Source organism: Microcoleus sp. FACHB-1515, assembly GCF_014696105.1.
Classification (GTDB): domain Bacteria; phylum Cyanobacteriota; class Cyanobacteriia; order Elainellales; family Elainellaceae; genus JAAUTJ01.
The window spans coordinates 1-16,595 of sequence record NZ_JACJPO010000004.1; the positions used below are offsets into that span (position 1 = coordinate 1).

At 49.9% G+C, this 16,595-nt stretch carries 15 protein-coding genes, 1 pseudogene and 1 riboswitch; of the genes and pseudogenes, 9 read left to right on the forward strand and 7 right to left on the reverse strand.

Features of this window, described 5'->3' with window-relative positions:
* The coding region (locus H6F67_RS00110; RefSeq protein ID WP_190762098.1) for a cation transporter at positions 1–917 on the reverse strand (917 nt) is incomplete at its 3' end.
* A 130-nt stretch (positions 918–1,047) separates the two neighbouring features.
* Between H6F67_RS00110 and H6F67_RS00115 the strand changes: the two genes are divergently transcribed.
* A complete protein-coding gene (locus H6F67_RS00115; protein WP_190762100.1) occupies positions 1,048–1,452 on the forward strand; it encodes a helix-turn-helix transcriptional regulator in 405 nt (134 codons plus the stop codon).
* A 165-nt stretch (positions 1,453–1,617) separates the two neighbouring features.
* A complete protein-coding gene (locus H6F67_RS00120; RefSeq protein ID WP_190762101.1) occupies positions 1,618–2,199 on the forward strand; it encodes a hypothetical protein in 582 nt (193 codons plus the stop codon).
* A gap of 29 nt (positions 2,200–2,228) precedes the next feature.
* Here H6F67_RS00120 and H6F67_RS00125 read toward each other — a convergent pair whose 3' ends face one another.
* On the reverse strand, positions 2,229–3,467 hold the full coding sequence (locus H6F67_RS00125; RefSeq protein ID WP_190762110.1) for a hypothetical protein: 1,239 nt from the start codon (positions 3,465–3,467) through the stop codon (positions 2,229–2,231).
* A gap of 364 nt (positions 3,468–3,831) precedes the next feature.
* Here H6F67_RS00125 and H6F67_RS00130 point away from each other — a divergent pair, with 364 nt between their 5' ends.
* The 3 genes from H6F67_RS00130 to H6F67_RS00140 all read left to right on the forward strand — a co-directional run bounded on the left by H6F67_RS00130 (position 3,832) and on the right by H6F67_RS00140 (position 6,969).
* Positions 3,832–4,572, forward strand: a complete 741-nt coding sequence (locus H6F67_RS00130) for an energy-coupling factor ABC transporter permease (protein ID WP_190762111.1) — start codon at positions 3,832–3,834, stop codon at positions 4,570–4,572.
* An 83-nt stretch (positions 4,573–4,655) separates the two neighbouring features.
* Positions 4,656–6,236, forward strand: coding sequence for an apolipoprotein N-acyltransferase (lnt, locus tag H6F67_RS00135; RefSeq protein WP_242020419.1), 1,581 nt, complete (start codon positions 4,656–4,658; stop codon positions 6,234–6,236).
* Positions 6,237–6,318: 82 nt separating this feature from the next.
* A complete protein-coding gene (locus H6F67_RS00140; RefSeq protein ID WP_313926737.1) occupies positions 6,319–6,969 on the forward strand; it encodes a TraX family protein in 651 nt (216 codons plus the stop codon).
* Here H6F67_RS00140 and H6F67_RS00145 read toward each other — a convergent pair.
* The 3 genes from H6F67_RS00145 to H6F67_RS00155 are packed head-to-tail and all read right to left on the reverse strand — an operon-like array spanning position 6,966 to position 8,951.
* Positions 6,966–7,574, reverse strand: a complete 609-nt coding sequence (locus H6F67_RS00145) for a L,D-transpeptidase (protein ID WP_242020420.1) — start codon at positions 7,572–7,574, stop codon at positions 6,966–6,968. The genes H6F67_RS00140 and H6F67_RS00145 overlap by 4 nt on opposite strands.
* 22 nt (positions 7,575–7,596) lie before the next feature.
* Positions 7,597–8,733, reverse strand: a complete 1,137-nt coding sequence (locus H6F67_RS00150; RefSeq protein WP_190762115.1) for a hypothetical protein — start codon at positions 8,731–8,733, stop codon at positions 7,597–7,599.
* Between the two features lie 32 nt (positions 8,734–8,765).
* Positions 8,766–8,951 carry a CbtB-domain containing protein gene (locus H6F67_RS00155; protein WP_190762117.1) on the reverse strand — a complete coding sequence of 62 codons (186 nt, stop codon included), beginning with the start codon at positions 8,949–8,951 and terminating at the stop codon, positions 8,766–8,768.
* A gap of 21 nt (positions 8,952–8,972) precedes the next feature.
* Positions 8,973–9,115: riboswitch (cobalamin riboswitch) on the reverse strand.
* 177 nt (positions 9,116–9,292) lie between these two features.
* On the opposite strand from H6F67_RS00155, the gene H6F67_RS00160 reads away from it, so the two are divergent.
* Both H6F67_RS00160 and H6F67_RS00165 read left to right on the forward strand, forming a co-directional pair.
* Positions 9,293–9,622 carry a YnfA family protein gene (locus H6F67_RS00160; RefSeq protein ID WP_190762118.1) on the forward strand — a complete coding sequence of 110 codons (330 nt, stop codon included), beginning with the start codon at positions 9,293–9,295 and terminating at the stop codon, positions 9,620–9,622.
* Positions 9,623–9,715: 93 nt separating this feature from the next.
* Positions 9,716–11,035: an Nramp family divalent metal transporter gene (locus H6F67_RS00165; protein ID WP_190762119.1), complete on the forward strand. Its 1,320-nt coding sequence runs from the start codon at positions 9,716–9,718 to the stop codon at positions 11,033–11,035.
* A gap of 128 nt (positions 11,036–11,163) precedes the next feature.
* On the opposite strand, the gene H6F67_RS00170 is transcribed toward H6F67_RS00165, so the two are convergent.
* The gene (locus H6F67_RS00170; RefSeq protein ID WP_190762121.1) at positions 11,164–14,085 is read right to left on the reverse strand and encodes an HAD-IIIC family phosphatase; all 2,922 of its coding nucleotides are present in this window, start codon (positions 14,083–14,085) and stop codon (positions 11,164–11,166) included.
* A 469-nt stretch (positions 14,086–14,554) separates the two neighbouring features.
* On the opposite strand from H6F67_RS00170, the gene H6F67_RS00175 reads away from it, so the two are divergent.
* On the forward strand, positions 14,555–15,223 hold the full coding sequence (locus H6F67_RS00175) for a tetratricopeptide repeat protein (protein WP_190762124.1): 669 nt from the start codon (positions 14,555–14,557) through the stop codon (positions 15,221–15,223).
* Between the two features lie 96 nt (positions 15,224–15,319).
* Here the strand turns inward: H6F67_RS00175 and H6F67_RS27990 are convergent, their stop codons facing one another.
* On the reverse strand, positions 15,320–15,445 hold the full coding sequence (locus H6F67_RS27990) for a hypothetical protein (RefSeq protein WP_277874538.1): 126 nt from the start codon (positions 15,443–15,445) through the stop codon (positions 15,320–15,322).
* 449 nt (positions 15,446–15,894) lie between these two features.
* Here H6F67_RS27990 and H6F67_RS00180 point away from each other — a divergent pair.
* Positions 15,895–16,595 (forward strand): annotated as a pseudogene (locus tag H6F67_RS00180) (penicillin-binding protein 2); the annotation flags it as partial.

The window sequence follows — 16,595 nt, forward strand, 5'->3', positions numbered from 1 at the left end:
AGGGCTGAGGTATCGACTTGAGAATCCCCTTCTAAAACTTCTCCGTCTAGCGGAATTTTTTCTCCAGGCTTGACCAGAATCAAATCGCCAACCTTAACGGACTGCGGTGCAACCTGTTTGATTGTGCCGCCAACTTTGAGATTGGCCGAATCTGGACGAACTTCTAGCAGCGCCTTGATCGATCGCCGCGATCGCCCCACCGAATATTCTTGAAACAGTTCGCCAATCCGAAAGAACAGCATCACGGCAACCGCTTCGGGCAGCAGGTGAATCGCGATCGCGCCTAATGTGGCGATCGTCATCAAAAAGTTTTCGTCAAACACCTGCCCGCGCAGAATGTTTCGCCCTGCCGACTTCAGCACCGTCCAACCGCTCAGCAGGTAAGCCGGAATCATCACGGCATATTCACCGATGCTGTAGGGCGTGTTGTGCAAGGTGTCTTCAAACACAAGCCCGATGACAAATAGAACCACCACGATCAGCACCGGAATCAGTTCTGCCTTCAGGTCAAATTCGCCTGAGCCGTGACTGTGACTGTGCCCATGATCATGCCCGTCGTCCTCGCTGTGTCCATGATTATGTCCATCATTGGGGCTGTGTCCGTGATCATGCCCGTCGTTGTCACTGTGTCCGCCATAATCGTGATTGTGTTCTGTGGGAGTGCGAACAGATTGGGGAATGGGTGATCGCCCGGTTGCGATCGTGTAGCCCAGCGCGATGACTCGCTCCTGAATTTGCGCCTCGCTAACTTTCTGTGGGTCATACGAGACAGTGAGCCGCCCAGTGGCAACGACAACCGATGCCTCATTCACACCTTTGAGCCGTTCTAAGCTGCCTTCGATCTTCATTTTGCAGCTCGTGCAGTCCATGCCGCCGACCTGCATTTGTTGAGTTTTAAGGGACGGAGTTTGAGTCATGGCAGTTGCAAGCAAAACATGAAGAACTGCTCTGCACTTTAGCACAATCTAAACAACGTATGAATGAATATTCAGGTGTTAAAATGATTATCATTTTATTGAACTGAAACTGCTTGTCGCTCTTACCAAGATGAACAAATCAACCTCTCCCAAATCAAAATCGCAGCAGACTCCAGCCGAAGATGCGCCCGGTTGCGACGAACATCTGGTTCATCTCGACACGGTACGACAGGTGCAGCCAGAGATGCTGTCGATGCAGAAGGCGCAGCAGATGTCAGAATTTTTTGGCGTTCTGTCTGACCCCAATCGACTGCGGTTGATATCGGCTTTGGCACATCGAGAACTGTGTGTGTGTGATTTAGCTGCCGCCATTAAGCTCACCGAGTCTGCCGTCTCGCATCAACTGCGCGTGTTGCGATCGGCCAGACTGGTGAAATACCGCAAAGAAGGGCGCAACGTCTACTACAGCTTGGCCGATACGCACGTCATCAACCTCTATCAAGAAGTGACAGACCACATGAATGAATTAGGATAAGTATTAGCTTCATTCTCTCAGGAGTTGAACCAGCTAGATTAGCTGCTTGTTAAAAAGAATTGAGGCAATAAATGAATCAGATTTAGTCGTTGTAGAGGAGGAAAAATCAAAATACTTGAACAAAAATTGGTGCTAATCTAACACTATTGGTCAGTAGTTAAAACAATGCGAATTGGCGATTCTCTATATTTTGCACCAGAGCTACCATTCTCTGACTTGAATTTAGACAGTGTTGATTTGGGCGCGATTTGGGAACAACGTATCAGAGGATTCTATCTAGAACCAGCCTCTGTTTTGATATCTGCCAAGCACGCATTCGCTGCTGGATTGCTTGTCATGAGCGCGATCGATGCAATGAGTCGCTATGAAGCTACGCCTCGCCGTGAAGGAGAGAGACTTGTAGGTAAAGAGTTTAAATCTTTTGTGAAACTAGAATTACCAAGCTTTAGTCGCACAAAAGATGCTGAAGATTTGTATGACAAGTACCGGAATGGTCTTGCTCATGAGGCTCGTTTGAAGCGTGGTGCTGAATTCAATTTAGAGCAAGATGAAACTCTTATATGTCTTGGAGTTGTCACAAAGATTAATCCTGCAAAACTCCTTGAAGAGGTTGATCAAGCTCTAACCAAATTTGTTTCTGCTCTTGCTGAAGAAGAAAATCGTAAGCAGTTTGCTGATGCGCTCCGAGATGACTTTTCATTTGATTTAGGTCTTGCACCGACACGACGTACAATTGATTCTCCATAATTCAATCAAATCGCCAGGTTGAGTTTCTGCTAGTGATGACGACCTTCGTGTGGATTGCAATAGCCGATCTCTGTGGTGGGTTGAAACGAGCCAACTAAGATTTGCCGTTCAAACTCTCCGCCCTCTAGCACTTCATCCGCATCGACGACAAAGGTAAATTCCTGAAGGGTACGGAGCCGCCGACCCGCGATCGTCACAGGATATTTGACTACGTAAACGGATGACCAAGGACAGCAGTAAAAGTGTCCAATCTGTCTGCCCGATCGATCGGTGGCATAGGCAATTTCGCCTCGGTTAAACGCCGCATTGATTTCTGCTTGAATTGCCAAGGTTCGATTCGGCTCAGGATCATGCTTCCACATTTCTTCGATCGCTTCGATCGCTTCCGAGTCGCGCTGCCAGCGATCGCGACTAGCGGGATCGGTCAAGCACCAAGGGTCAAATCCGGCTCTTCCCGGCAGCGACAAGTTGCAGTTCATCTGCACGGAGGGCGGGGCACTTTGAGTTGGACGGCGCGGTGTTTTCATCGCCAGCAGTTCGACAAGCTGCGGCATCGCCAGAAGCTGCCCAAGCTGGTAGTAGCGCTCGATCGCGTCTTTGGCGTAGGTTTCAATCTGCTCATGCAGCGGCTCGGAGATGCGATCGCCCCAAAGCTGTTCGGCATAGTCGGCCTTCGTCATGGCTTCCGCCTGCATCTGTCGCAGTCGCGCCACGATCGCTTGCTTGTCAGCGGGCAAGTTGTCTGACTCAAACACGGCCATCGCCGCCTCGGTGTGGTTTCGCATCGCTCGTGCGGCTGCTCGCATTCCATCCAAGTGCGATCGCGGGCAAGGCTCGACTTCACTCCAGCTTGGTAGCTCTGCCGGAATTCGCACATCGAGGCCGTAGTTAGGATTGCTTTGCGCCTGTCGTGCCCGACTGAGCCAGCCTTCAACCTGCGTGTAAAAAGCGAGAATTTGCTCGGCAGTTTTGGGCGGCACATAGCCCACTGTGGCGGGATTGGCCTGATAGTCTGCTTCTAAAAATTCGTTGCCCAAGGTTTGCAGCGCAAACGCATTCCAGGTGCAAAGCAGTTGCGCTTGCAGAGCGGGCGGCACGCTCCAGGGATTTAGTCCTTGAATTTTGCGATCGAGCCGCTGGGCTTCAACCTGATGCAGCAACTCATGAACGCTGTTGCCTGCCCGTCGATAGGCGTCTAACATCTCAGCCGACACTTCGCCTTGAGCGATTGCCAGCAGTTTGCCAAAGAATCCGGGTTGGTTGGTCATAAACAGGTTTGGGAATTTCAATGCTCAACATCGCCTTGCACTTCAGCAGCAAGCGGCGGTTTGACGTAAACCTTGACCGCTCAAAGTCGATTTACTGCGGGTGTTGCGATCGCATTGGTGATGAAGGCCAAAACCTTACTACCGCTTGGAAGACGATGTTTTCGCAGATTTTGATTGAGAAGTTTCCAAGCTTTTCATTTTTTACTGACTCTAAAACCAAAGCAAAGAGGCAGCGTCGAAAGCGATCGACTAAGAAGCAAATCAGTGAGTCGAATGCCCCTCCAGGGGATTGTTTTCACCCATCTCCTATGGTTTACTACAAATGCCTGAACAAGTATTCAGAAATTATTCTACCGCTATCGTCATGTTGACTCCAGGTGTTTTGTTCTCAAGCCTGCTGCGCTGGACACTGCCTTACTTCGCGCTCCACATTCCTGATGGCTATTTGAGCCTGCCAGTGAGTCTGGTCGGCTGGGTGATTGCGATCGCGCTCTTGGCAGTTTCGCTGAAGCGCGTTCAATCTGAGTATGCCGAACGAACAGTTCCCCTGATGGGCGTTTGTGCGGCGTTTGTGTTTGCCGCACAAATGATTAACTTTCCCATTCCCGGTGGAACCTCTGGGCATTTGGTCGGCGGCACACTAGCAGGCATTCTGTTGGGGCCTTGGGCGGGTTCTCTCGTGGTTAGCGTCGTTTTCCTGGTGCAGTCCGTGCTGTTTCAAGATGGTGGACTCACCGTTTTGGGTTCCAACATTTTCATCATGGGATTGATCGGAATGTTTGGCGGCTACTACCTCTACAGAGCCGTTCGATTTGCGATTGGGCGTGATGCTTGGGCAGGAATGGCAGCGGGGACTGTCGTGGCTGCCGGGATGAGCGTCATGCTTGCGGCGATCGTCTGTGCGATTCTGCTGGCGCTATCAGGAACCGTACCGCTCAATGTTGCGATCGGTGCAATGGCCGGATGGCACGCGCTGATTGGCATTGGAGAAGCGTTAATTACCCTGGTAACGGTTAGCTATGTCTGGCGGACGCGCCCCGACCTAATTTACGATCCACCCCGAACAACCCGCACTGCCACGCCTCGATCTTCGACGTTGCGCTAAGCTGTTTTTCTCTCAAAAACAAAGCTGCTTGCGATCAGATTGCACAAGACCCACATGAATTCAGAATTCGTTGCGGCTGACTCATGAGCTACCTGCTGAAATATTTGCCCTACAGTGTGGTTTTAGTGAGCGGGATGCTCATGGGGCTAACGCCTGCCTCCCTGCATCTTTGGGTGCTGGCCTGGGTCGTTCTCGTACCTTTGTGGATCATTGTTGTTGAGAATAAAAACCAGTTTAAGCAATCACTCTTACAAGGGTTGATCTGGGGAGTTGGATATCACGGAGTTGCTTTGTCCTGGATCATGGGAATTCACCCGATGACCTGGATGGGCGTAAACTGGTGGGTGAGTTTAGCGATCGCTTTATTTTGCTGGTTTTTTGTTACAGTTTGGGGTGCTGCTTTAGTTGCACTGTGGGCAGGAACACTCAGACTTGCTACTTGGTTGCAACCCCGCAACGTTGGCCTGTTGGCAACCCTCAAGCGTGTTCTGATCGGCATAGCTTTTTGGTGCATTCTAGAAACGCTCTGGAGTAGGAGTCCGCTGTATTGGAGTTCTCTTACCTATACTCAAAGCCCCTCTAACTTGCTCATCCTACATTTAGGACAACTTTCGGGACCTTCAACTGTTGCAGCAGCAATTATTGCAGTCAATGGTTTTTTCGCTGAGGCGTGGATTCACCGTCGCAGGTTCACTCAACCCATCAACCTTAAGTGGATCTGTTTGAGCTTGGCCGTTGTCCTGTTTATTGTTTTTCACTCGATCGGCTTAGTTTTGTATCGTCAACCCCTAATTCAATCCTCACAAACAGCACTCAAGGTTGGTATTATTCAAGGCAATATTCCGAATGAAATCAAGCTTTACGAGGCAGGATGGAAACAAGCTCTAGAGGGTTACACAAAAGGTTACAGAGCTTTAGCAGCACAGGGCGTCGATGCAGTACTGACTCCTGAGGTTGCTTTGCCTGTTCAGTGGACAACCCAGAATCAAACTAACAATTCTTTTTATCAAGCAGTTTTGAGCAGCAAAGTCGTAGCGTGGCTTGGAGCTTTTGGAAGACAAGAAAACAATTTGACTAATAGTTTGTTTACAATAAATGCCAATGGTCAAACCATCAGCGAGTACAGGAAGGTTAAGCTAGTGCCATTAGGAGAATATGTTCCCTTTGAACAATGGCTAGGTATGCTAATTGGCCGTCTATCGCCGATCGCAGATAGTTTGGCTGCGGGACAACCCAATCAGCGTTTTGATACTCCCTTTGGTCGCGCTATTGTTGGTATCTGCTATGAATCTGCTTTCTCGGAACATTTTCGCGCTCAAGCATTGGCGGGTGGACAATTCATTCTCACCGCCTCAAATAATGCTCACTACAGTCAAGCAATGCCTGCTCAACATCACGCTCAAGACGTAATGCGAGCAATCGAGGTCGATCGCTGGGCTGTGCGGGCTACGAACACTGGCTACTCTGGAATTGTAGATCCGCATGGTAGAACATTGTGGCAATCGAAACTCAACACTTACGCCATCTATGCTGATACAGTTTATCGCCGCCAATCTAGAACTCTTTACGTCCAGTGGGGAGACTGGCTAACGCCTTTTTTAGGACTAATAGGGTTAGCAATTCTGCTACTTAATTTCAAGCAATGTTTTTCGTTTTACTCTTGATAAAGCACCAACTATCGTTGCTCTAAGCTGTAAGTAGTAGAATGAAAAATTACTCCAATATTTCTATTAAACCTCCTTGTAAGTGCTTTCCAACTACCAAATCAAACTGCTCGCCGCCGCGCTGATGGTCATCGATCACATTGGCGCAGTTTTCTTTCCTGAAGTTTTGGAACTGCGGATGTTAGGTCGGCTGAGTTTCCCTTTGTTTTGCTGGTTGCTAGTGCAGGGCGAAGCGCATACCAAAAACTTTCAGCAGTATGCAATTCGACTGTTGATATTGGGAATTGTTTCTCAGCCGATCTATCAGCTTATTTTTCAAGTTCAAAGATTAAATATTTTCCTTACTTTGCTGATTGGGCTAGGATGTCTACGCGCAGCAAGGCAGGCTCCACAATTTCAAGTTTTGAGTTGGGTTGGAGGTGGTCTGTTAGCTGAAGCGAGTAGCGCTGAGTACGGTGCTTATGGAATTGGGGCGATCGCCCTTCTCAAATACTTTCAACCTGACAAGATCTGGTGGTGGGCTGGCTGGATACTGCTCCATTTAATTCTGCTGATTGCTCAACCCAATTTTGGTCAACTTCAACTTTTCGCTGTCGCTGCACCGCTAATTTTGCAAATGGTCAATCATCAGCCTGGTGCAAAAGCAAGGTGGTTTTACTTATTCTATCCGGTTCATCTATTGGTGCTTTACCTCATCAGAATCGGGCTGACGAGAATAAGTGTTTTGGGTTAAGAGCGAACGATGACGGGCGTTCCTTCTCCGACTCGATCGTAGATTTCTTGAATCTCTGCGTCATCGACTCGAACACAGCCGTGAGAAACCGCTTGGCCTAGAAATTGCGGTTCATTTGTACCATGAAATCCAATTTGCCCGTCTGGTGTTTCCGTAAAGCCAATCCAGCGAGAACCCAGCGGATTATCTGGTCCTGACGGAATAATTTCTCCGGTAATCGGATGCTCCCAAGCCGGATTCTTCTCCATTGTCGTGACTTCAAACGTTCCGGTTGGCGTTTCCCAACCAGCTTGCCCGATCGCAACGTCATGAGTCGAGATCAGCTTGCCTTTTTGGTAAAAATTAAGCTGGCGATCGCTCAAATCCACCACTAGCCGAAAGGTTTTAGCGAGTGGATTTGGTGCTGAAGGAGATGCGGTTAAAACAACCGTTCCAGATTCTGCATCCAACGGGGGGTTGGGATCAACTGCAACACTCGAATTTTGCTCTCGCCCCGCTGACAAAAGCAGCAAGAAAGCCGCACCGAAACTCATGAGCATAAAGGTATTCGCGATCGATCTGTCCTTCACATTGACAGAGCGGCGGCGCGGATAGCTAGCTTTCATAAAGTGCTGCTGCAAAATTGATTTAAGCGATCGATCGAGCCTGGAATCGACGATGCCCCAGGAAACCCGCGATCAGTCCCACCACAAAGATAGCAGTGAAGTAAATTAAGGAAATCAATCGGATAGTTAAAGGCGGGGCAATGCCTTCAACCTCGACTTCATGAGCAACCTGAATCGGTGCAAACTGGCGAGAACTGTTGGTCTCAGGTGCGATCGTGGCGCTTACTTGATGAGGAGCACCATTAAAAAACTGCTGCTGCCAAGTAAGCTTGCCGCTTTGATCGGTTACGCCCGCAAAAGTGAATACCCGCTCGTTGTGTTCAAGCGCGATCGCCTGAAGATTCACCGCAGTATTGGCGATTGGCTCTTGGGTGGTTGTATCGGTGACGAGAATTGTTTGCGTGGCAGTCTGCCCGACAGTCGCTTGTCGATCGCCCAATAGTTCGACTCGAATTCCTTGCGCCTGCGCGATGGCTGGATCAGCGGAAGCTGCTGCGCTGTGATGCGGCGATCGCGCCTCGGCAATCTCCGCCGTGATGTTCACCGTCAACAGCACGACGATCGCCAGCAGGGTCGCGGCACTCAGCAGCATTCGCACGGGCTGCGGGGCAATTTCGCCTTCACGTGCCGTCTGATCGCCACCGATCACCCAACCACCCCCAAATCCGGTCAAGAGCAAAATGGTGATTAAAATGCCCACGTTGCGGTACTTCACCGAATTTTCGGACACAGCCAGCGTCAGAATTTGCTCAAACGGCTCGAACGCGCCCGCCGTCTGAGGGGTAACGTTGGCCTCCAAGCGATATGTGCCGCGAATCGGTAGCACCTGCTCAAACTGCAATTTCCCCGCAGGCGCGATCGCACCTAGTTCTAGCAGTGTGGTTCCCTCAACGATCGGAAAATCTGACGTAAACCAGGGCGTCTTGGGCGGAGTCAGCAGGCGAACTTGAATGTTTGCATCAGCGATCGGCTGCTGATTGACATCGATTGCTTGCACCGTCAGTTGGACTGGCTCCGTGTTCGGAACAACTTGACTCAGCGGCGGACTAGTTTGAAGCCGCACGGCGGTTTGTGACGCGGCAGGTAATGAGACCAGCAGCCAGATCAGCGTGAGCGCAAAACCTGCGGCCAGAGAAACCCAAAAATATTTGAACTTCATGATGATTGCTTTGGATTCAAACTTGACTTGACCTAGTGACACGCCACAGCCAGCGTGTGGTGACGAGTTTCGTGAACCGTGTCGTGTGCGGGCGGGTAGGTCGAAAAGTAAAATGTCCAAAGTATCAGCATACACAGACCAATCAGCAGCCCTGCTTGCACGGGAAGCGAAAGTGTGACTTGCTGAGTGCGCCGCCAAATTGAAGATGAGCTAACCATGCTTTCTGTACCTCGCAGAAATGTCGTATGAAAAATCTCGGCGGGCATCCTGACTAAGAATCAAAAGATTCATCACAGTTGCGGGACAGTATCGGACTTACACCGAATTTTCCCCCTTGCCTCTAGTGGCTGAAGCCCCACCAGAACCGAGCGATTGTTTTTGCGCCTCTGAGCCTAGCATTTCTAAGCAGCTTAAACCGATTCTTGAGGGCGATCGGCTCCAACTTTCCTGAGCAGGAACCTCTTTGACAAATTGTTTGAGCTGGTGAAAGCTATCAAAACCAGCTTTTGGCAAAACACAATTGCTCTACTTTAAAGGAGTTTCAACTTCTGAAAACACAATGGATGTTATTCGATCGCTTTTCTTCTTTGTCATATCAGGGCTGTGCGAGCTTGGTGGTGGATATCTCATTTGGATCTGGGTACGAGAAGGCAAAAGCATTTGGCTTGCAGTAAGCGGAGCAATTTTGCTAGCTGCTTACGGATTTGTCACAACGCTTCAGCCTGCAAACTTTGGACGGGTCTATGCAGCCTATGGAGGCGTTTTTGTAATTCTCTCAATTATTTGGGGCTGGAAAATAGATGGGTTTGCACCCGATCGATCCGATTGGATAGGCGCTGGAGTTATTGTTTTCGGTGCAACCATTATGATGTATGCCCGTAGAGGGTGATTCTTTAACCTGCTTTTTTGTGAAATTTGCTTAACTTCGATCGAGCCGCTGCTCAGGCTGCTAGAGTCAATTATGAAAGAATTATGAAAAGCAATGCCTCCCCCCACTCGGCCTAGCCTGCCTGAAGTTCACCGCACGATCGAAGTTCCGCAGCACAAAGGTTTTTGGCGCAAGCTGCTGGCCTATGCTGGGCCAGGATATCTTGTCTCGGTCGGCTACATGGACCCTGGCAACTGGGCTACCGACATCGCAGGCGGGTCGCGCTTTGGCTACACCTTGCTCAGCGTGATTTTGCTCTCGAATCTGATGGCGATTTTGCTGCAATCGCTGTGTGTGCGCTTGGGCGTTGCAACCGGAAAAGATTTGGCGCAGGCTTGCCGAGATTACTTCAGTCCGCGTGTGAGTTTTGTGCTGTGGGTACTGTGCGAAATTGCGATCGCTGCCTGCGATTTAGCCGAACTGCTCGGTAGCGCGATCGCCCTTCAGCTTTTGTTTGGCCTGCCGCTGATCTGGGGCGTTTGCATTACTGCGCTGGACGTATTAGGACTGCTGTATTTGCAGGGCAAAGGCTTTCGCTATGTCGAAGCTTTGGTGATTTCGCTCGTTGCCACAGTGGGCATTTGTTTCGCCGCTGAAATTCTGTTTTCTCGCCCTGACATGGGCGGCATTCTGTCAGGATATGTGCCGAACACTGAGATTTTTCGCAATCCTGAAATGCTCTACATTGCGATCGGAATTTTGGGTGCAACCGTGATGCCGCACAACCTCTATTTGCACTCGTCGATCGTGCAAACTCGCGCTTGGCAGCCGACTTCTGAAAAGCGCTGGGAAGCCATCAAGTTTGGCACGATCGATTCGACGCTCGCCCTGTCGATCGCGCTGTTCATCAACTCGGCCATTTTGATTGTGGCGGCTGCCACTTTTCATGTTTCCGGCTATCAAGATGTCGCTGAAATTCAAGATGCCTACCAGTTGCTCTCACCGCTGCTGGGCGTGAGTGCGGCCAGCGCAATTTTTGGCTTGGCGCTGTTGGCATCGGGGCAAAGCTCGACCCTGACGGCAACATTAGCCGGACAAATTGTGATGGAAGGCTTTTTGCAAATTCGGCTGCGGCCTTGGGTGCGGCGGCTGGGGACACGCCTGATTGCGATCGTTCCCGCTTTGATCGCCATTCTCTTTTTTGGCGAACGCAGCACGGGAGATTTGCTGGTCTTGAGTCAGGTGATCTTGAGCTTGCAGCTTTCGTTTGCCGTTGTGCCGCTTGTGATGTTTACCAGCGATCGCCGCTTGATGGGCGAGTTCGTCAATCCCATCTGGCTCAAGCTGCTGGCTGGAGCCGTCGCCTCCGTGATCGTCGGGCTAAACCTCTGGCTGCTAGTGCAAACCTTTTTAGGCTGGTTGAGGGTAAGTTGAATACATCTTTAGAACTCATTTGAAGCCGAGAAAGGAGGCATTGGGCAAAGCATCACGCTATTTATTTGGCAAACCGGAGGACTCCCGGTTAAAAGTTCAAGGAAGGAGATGCTTTAAGCAGGCTCAACTCACACTCCATCTGTCAGGTGGACTTTAAGCTGTTCACTCATGTCCTTCACAAGAGGTTCCTGAAGCATTCCCACAAAATCCCCCTCGTTTTCGTACACCTTCACCCCAAAAGTTGCCAACTCACCCCATCCCAATTGTGGATCAAAGGTAGCAGTGCTGCTCCAGGGGTAAGCATAATTAGGCATTACCTCCTTTGACTTAAACAGCAGCAGCTTGCCTTTGAATTGGCGGGTTGGAATATAAGCGTTAACTGCGGCGGAACAAATCGAGTACACCGACTTCCTCTGGATGAATTTGGGCGCTTGCTCTGAAGTCGCCAGATAGTATTTGTAGCGCAAATCCTTCAGCTTGCTTTTCAAATTCTCTCGCCAGACTCTCAGCCTGCTGTATCCCGGCTGAGCCTGCTCTTGCGTTTGCTTCTCCTTTATATTGACGGTGTTCATCAACGCCACTAGCGGAACCGAAAAGCCCTGCTGCTGAAGCTGGAGTGCCATTTCAAAGGCGATCGCTCCCCCCGCACAGAATCCGCCCAGCAAATAGGGGCCTTCAGGCTGAATCGATCGAATTTGCTCGATGTAATAAGCAGCCATTTGAGGAATTTGGGTCTGCATCATGGGATAACCGTTGCGGCTAAAGGGTTTGATGCCGTAGACGGAAGTGATTGGCTGTAGTCGTTGAGCCAGATTGCGATACAGCAATACCTCACCGCCGCCCGGATGAATCAGGAAGAGGGGCGGAGTAGGGCTGTTTGAAGTATTGAGCAAAACGACAGAAGATGGATTTCCGGTTTCGGAACAAGCTTCTGAGTCTGAGTCGATGAGCCGAGCAAGTTCTTCGATCGTCGGAGCTTCCAAAAGGCAAGTCAGAGCAAGCCGCCTGCCCAAAAACTGTTCAATCTTGGCAAACAGCTCTACCGCTTGAAGCGAAGTTCCTCCCAGCTCAAAATAGTTGTCTCTGATGCTGATCGGATGCACGTTCAGCACATCAGTCCAGATTGTGCTGAGGTCGTTTTCAGTGGATGTGCGCGGCGCAATGAAAGATTGATCGATCGATAGCTGCTGAGCAGGTTTTTGGTGCTGAATGGCTGCCAGAACTTCCTGAGCCGAACAAAATTCCAGCGCGATTTGTCCCATTTGCTGAGACTTGCTAGCACGGGGTCGAGAAACGATCGCTTTTCCCGCTTTTGCAGGGATTTCCGGTGAAGATTGATCCGGGCGGGCAGTCTGACGGTTCAGATCGTAGGCAACAGCAGCCGCTTCCTGCACGGGTATCTGGAAGGAAGACCCATTTTCGTAAGCTTGCTCATACGCTCCTGTGATCGCTTGCAGGAAGGCAAATGCCGGATAGTTTTTCGGAGTTGGAATGTAGTTTAAGCGAATGTAATCCAGCCCATGATCCTCGGCGTATTTGGCTAAGTGCCGCATCATCTGATGCTCTACGCCTCGTCCCAAAACTCGACAGCTTAATAGAAAGGTGTCCACCCAGAGGGTGTTGTCATCGGTGGAGAACAGCATGACGCCCGTGAGTCCGTGATCTCCAAAGCGATCGCGAACGGTGACGGCATGGCAAACCATCCCGGACGCTTTGCCAGAGTTCATAAACTGCTGAATTTCAGCTTCGGTGCGGCGAATTGTAGTGAAGTTGAACTGATTGGTGCGCTGAGTCAGTTGGGCAACTCTGGAGATCTGGGTCGATGCGGGTTCTGCAATGTCAACGGTCATCTCCAGCCCAGAGAGAAAGTCCTCCAGCGTGAGTGTCTGCTGCTGGAATCGTTGACGCTCTAGGTTCTGCTGATAGAGGGCTGTTCGCTGGGTATCTTCCTCGGTCACGTTGAGGTGATCGAATGCCCAAACGTGCCGAAGGAACTGCTGCACATCCCCCTCACTGGGAAGCTGGAGCGTTAATACTTCTGGACAGTAGGCACTCACTTCAGCGCATTCAACGGGATTGTCATCCATAAAAATGAAGCTGTCCAAGCCCAGGTTCAACTCAGCGGCTAGCGACTTGATATTCTCGGATTTCGGTTGCCAGTTGATTCGCCACGCCACCAGATGATCCAGCTTCAAAGCCATGTCCTGTCGCTGCTCAAAGACCCGCATCACATCGGCTTCATTATTCTTGCTACAGAGACACAAAAGCATTCCTGCCTGCTGCTGCGCCACCATAAATTTCTGGACAAACTGCCAGCTTGCAGATAGGCTAATTCCCTGCACGCCATCCTCCCCAACGACACCCTTCCAAAGGGTATTGTCGCAGTCTAGAACAATGACTTTATGGGGCGGATGTTTGAGAGCATAGATTTTGCGGGCAATGGCGGTTCCCAAAGCGGCGAAAAACTCGTCGGTGAAAGGAATATGCCCCAGGCGATCGCGCTGGGGATCGTAATGTTGAGCAACACAATAGAGCGACTGCACCTCTTGAGCCTGAATCAGGTGCAGCCCACTTAGCCCGCTGAGGCGATCGACAATCCAGGCTTCGATTTGATGAAAAAGTGTCAGTTGCTCAGATGCCGACGACAGCATTGAAGAGGCGGGACAAAGACAAAGAATGTAAGGCGTGGTGGAGCGACTAACTGCTGCTTGCAAAGCCGTAACTAAATCCTGAGCATTGCGTTCGATCGCGGTTGTTACACAGGATTTGCCCCCGACCGGATCAGGCTGATCGAGTTGACACCAGTCTTCTACGCGCAGGCAAATAATATTGATGCCCTGCGAATTAGTGGACAGCAGGCTCGATGAGTCCAGTAATTGCTGAAAAATTTGGTTGTAGGAAGCGAATTCTACAGTTGTCGAAATCGCGAGTTTTTCCATCCAAAAAGAAAGACTCTCGGCGATCGGCTCAGATGTGAAGGTAGAGGCGATCGCAAGGGTAAAGCGTTGGTCTTCCTGGCGGTGGAGTGAAATGGACTGAACTGCTTGCATAATAACTCCTACCTTTGAATGTTCATAGACATTAATTAATATCTTCTTCTGCGTCTATAGCTAAATATAGATGAGCGCGAAGCTCGTTTCTTTTAATTCACATGATCTTAAAAGTGAGTTCACAGAACAATTACAGGACTCACGCAGAAAGCCTAAAATTTAGGGAAAAGGAGAACTCAGCTTCATCGGCATTGACGACTTCAGTTGCTCAATCAGATAGCTTGATAACAATTCGATCTGCAATTGATAGAGCGTCTTGGTACTGGCATAAGCAATCTGTTTAAGGCGTGTTCACACGAGCAAAATAGATAGTACGCATTATCCAGAGCATGATGTTCATACATAATTCGCAGCTAAAACTTTGGTATGAGCGGTATCACAAAAAAGTAATTCATCTGATCTATTCCTTCGACTTAAACTGCAACTGTTATGGTGGGGTAGAAAACTGCGCCAACCCGGAGGTGAGTGAATGAAACTGGTTCACAGCGTTCTAGCAGCAGGTTTGATAGCGGTCACGACTGCATTTTCGGAATTGCCTGCCCAAGCGATCGAAACGGCTGCCCCCAACGCCGCGCAAATACAATATGCTCAGGGAGCCGATCGCCTCAATCAAGGCGATGTTGAAGGCGCGATCGAATCCTTCACTGAGGCGATCGAACTCGATCCGCGATTCGTCGATGCCTACTGCGATCGCGCACTGGCCTACGCGATTACCGGAGACACACCCGCCGCAATCGCGGGATTTGAGCAGGCGATCGAGCTTGATCCCAATCACGCTGATGCCTATGCCCGTTGGGGAACGGCACTGGCAATGCAGAACGATCTTCCAGGCGCGATCGCAAAACTCGACCAAGCCCTAGAAATTGATCCAAACCTCATTGATGCCTATTTCAATCGCGGCCTTGCCCACTACAGCCTAGATGATCACCGAGATGCGATCGCAGACTTCACAGCGGCGATCGATCGCGATGCCTCATTTGCGGAAGCGTTCGGGCGGCGGGGATTAGCGTACTATGCGGCAGGCGATTCGACTCGTGCGATCGCTGATTTGCAACAGGCCGCCGCGCTGTTTCAGCAGCAGGGCGATCAGGTGGGCTATCAGCAATCGCTTGACATCATGCAGGAAATTCGGCAGTAGCGCGATTGTTTCACTGCTTTTCAGCCAGTAAAAAAGGGATGCTGTAAGTTTGCAGCCATCCCCTGCTGGTCATTGCGATCGAGTCAGCAACAGCGGTTAGCCGATCGTGCCCGTGTTCAACTGCACAAATGTTGTCGGCACACCCGCTGCGCTGACTGACGTGTCGCTATTGCTGATTGTAAACGTTAGCCCCGGTGCGGGTGTACTGCTTGTAGTCGTCAAACCGCTGCCCGTTCAGAAGAGCGGACAGATTGCTAAAAACTTTAGATTTGATGAGGCACTCTAACCTATTACTCAGCGGTAAGTTGTAAAAACGAAGTTAGCGATTTATGAATTAGCGCAAGAGCGAGAATGATTTTCAATATTTTGCACAAAGAGCAGCAAGATTGATAATCATTTTAATTTGCTTTGTTTGAATGAAATCAAGTTGAAAAAACGAATTTCATTTTGATTTCATTCTTCTATGAGAAACTAGAGTGCGTTGTAGCGCTACTTGGCCTTGACTCAATAGAAAGACAAGGCTGCTATGGGCTGCGCCCAATTCAGCTTTTGCGATCGCTTAACCCTCGATTAACCTCTTCTGCATGACTTTGATTGATTTTTCCACTCGAACTGCTAATTCGGCTCGCTTCTGCTCGGCTCGTACAGTTGGCAGGCAAAAACAGGCTTTGATGTTTGTTATTTTCATTACATTTACCCTCCTATTGGCGTTAGGTAGTCGCCTTTTCTATTTGCAAATTGGAGAAGGAGAACGCAATCGACAGCTTGCAGATGAAAATCGCATTCGACTGATTCCCAAGCAGGCGGAACGCGGTGAAATTCTCGATCGCAAGGGGCGAATCTTAGCAGGCAGTCGCCTTTCTTATTCGGTTTTCCTGTATCCAATTTCGGTTGAAAAATCAAACTGGACAAACGTTCGTAAGCAGTTAGCACAACTTCTCAATCTTTCAGAAGCGGAGATTCAAAAACGGCTAGACCAAGCTGGAAATAATTCTGCGACTTTAGTTCGGCTGGCACGAGGATTAAATCCAGCGCAAATTACGGCGCTCAAAGAACATAAGAGTGAACTGCCTGGAATTGAAGTTGATATTGAACCGATTCGCTATTACCCCAACGGTGATTTAGCGGCTCATGTTTTGGGCTACACCGGGGAAATTACAGACGAAGCATTTCCCACACTCAAAGATCAAGGCTACAGCTTGGGAGACATCGTTGGGCAAGCTGGAATCGAAGCCGTCTTTGAGGAGCAATTGCGCGGAGAGCGAGGCGGGCAGCAAGTTGAAGTCGATGGTTCTGGTCAAATCGATCGAATTCTCGGTGAAAAGCCTGTTCAAGCGGGTCAAGATGTGCGCTTGACGCTCGACCTCGATTT

Excerpts from the sequence above, each read along its gene's own strand:
- H6F67_RS00160 (WP_190762118.1), top strand. The coding sequence starts at position 9,293 with ATGGATGTTATTCGATCGCTTTTCTTCTTTGTCATATCAGGGCTGTGC.
- H6F67_RS00125 (WP_190762110.1), bottom strand. The coding sequence starts at position 3,467 with ATGACCAACCAACCCGGATTCTTTGGCAAACTGCTGGCAATCGCTCAA.
- H6F67_RS00150 (WP_190762115.1), bottom strand. The coding sequence starts at position 8,733 with ATGAAGTTCAAATATTTTTGGGTTTCTCTGGCCGCAGGTTTTGCGCTC.
- H6F67_RS00130 (WP_190762111.1), top strand. The coding sequence starts at position 3,832 with ATGTTGACTCCAGGTGTTTTGTTCTCAAGCCTGCTGCGCTGGACACTG.
- H6F67_RS00145 (WP_242020420.1), bottom strand. The coding sequence starts at position 7,574 with ATGAAAGCTAGCTATCCGCGCCGCCGCTCTGTCAATGTGAAGGACAGA.
- H6F67_RS00165 (WP_190762119.1), top strand. The coding sequence starts at position 9,716 with ATGCCTCCCCCCACTCGGCCTAGCCTGCCTGAAGTTCACCGCACGATC.
- lnt (WP_242020419.1), top strand. The coding sequence starts at position 4,656 with ATGAGCTACCTGCTGAAATATTTGCCCTACAGTGTGGTTTTAGTGAGC.
- H6F67_RS00115 (WP_190762100.1), top strand. The coding sequence starts at position 1,048 with ATGAACAAATCAACCTCTCCCAAATCAAAATCGCAGCAGACTCCAGCC.
- H6F67_RS00120 (WP_190762101.1), top strand. The coding sequence starts at position 1,618 with ATGCGAATTGGCGATTCTCTATATTTTGCACCAGAGCTACCATTCTCT.
- H6F67_RS00155 (WP_190762117.1), bottom strand. The coding sequence starts at position 8,951 with ATGGTTAGCTCATCTTCAATTTGGCGGCGCACTCAGCAAGTCACACTT.
- H6F67_RS00175 (WP_190762124.1), top strand. The coding sequence starts at position 14,555 with ATGAAACTGGTTCACAGCGTTCTAGCAGCAGGTTTGATAGCGGTCACG.
- H6F67_RS00170 (WP_190762121.1), bottom strand. The coding sequence starts at position 14,085 with ATGCAAGCAGTTCAGTCCATTTCACTCCACCGCCAGGAAGACCAACGC.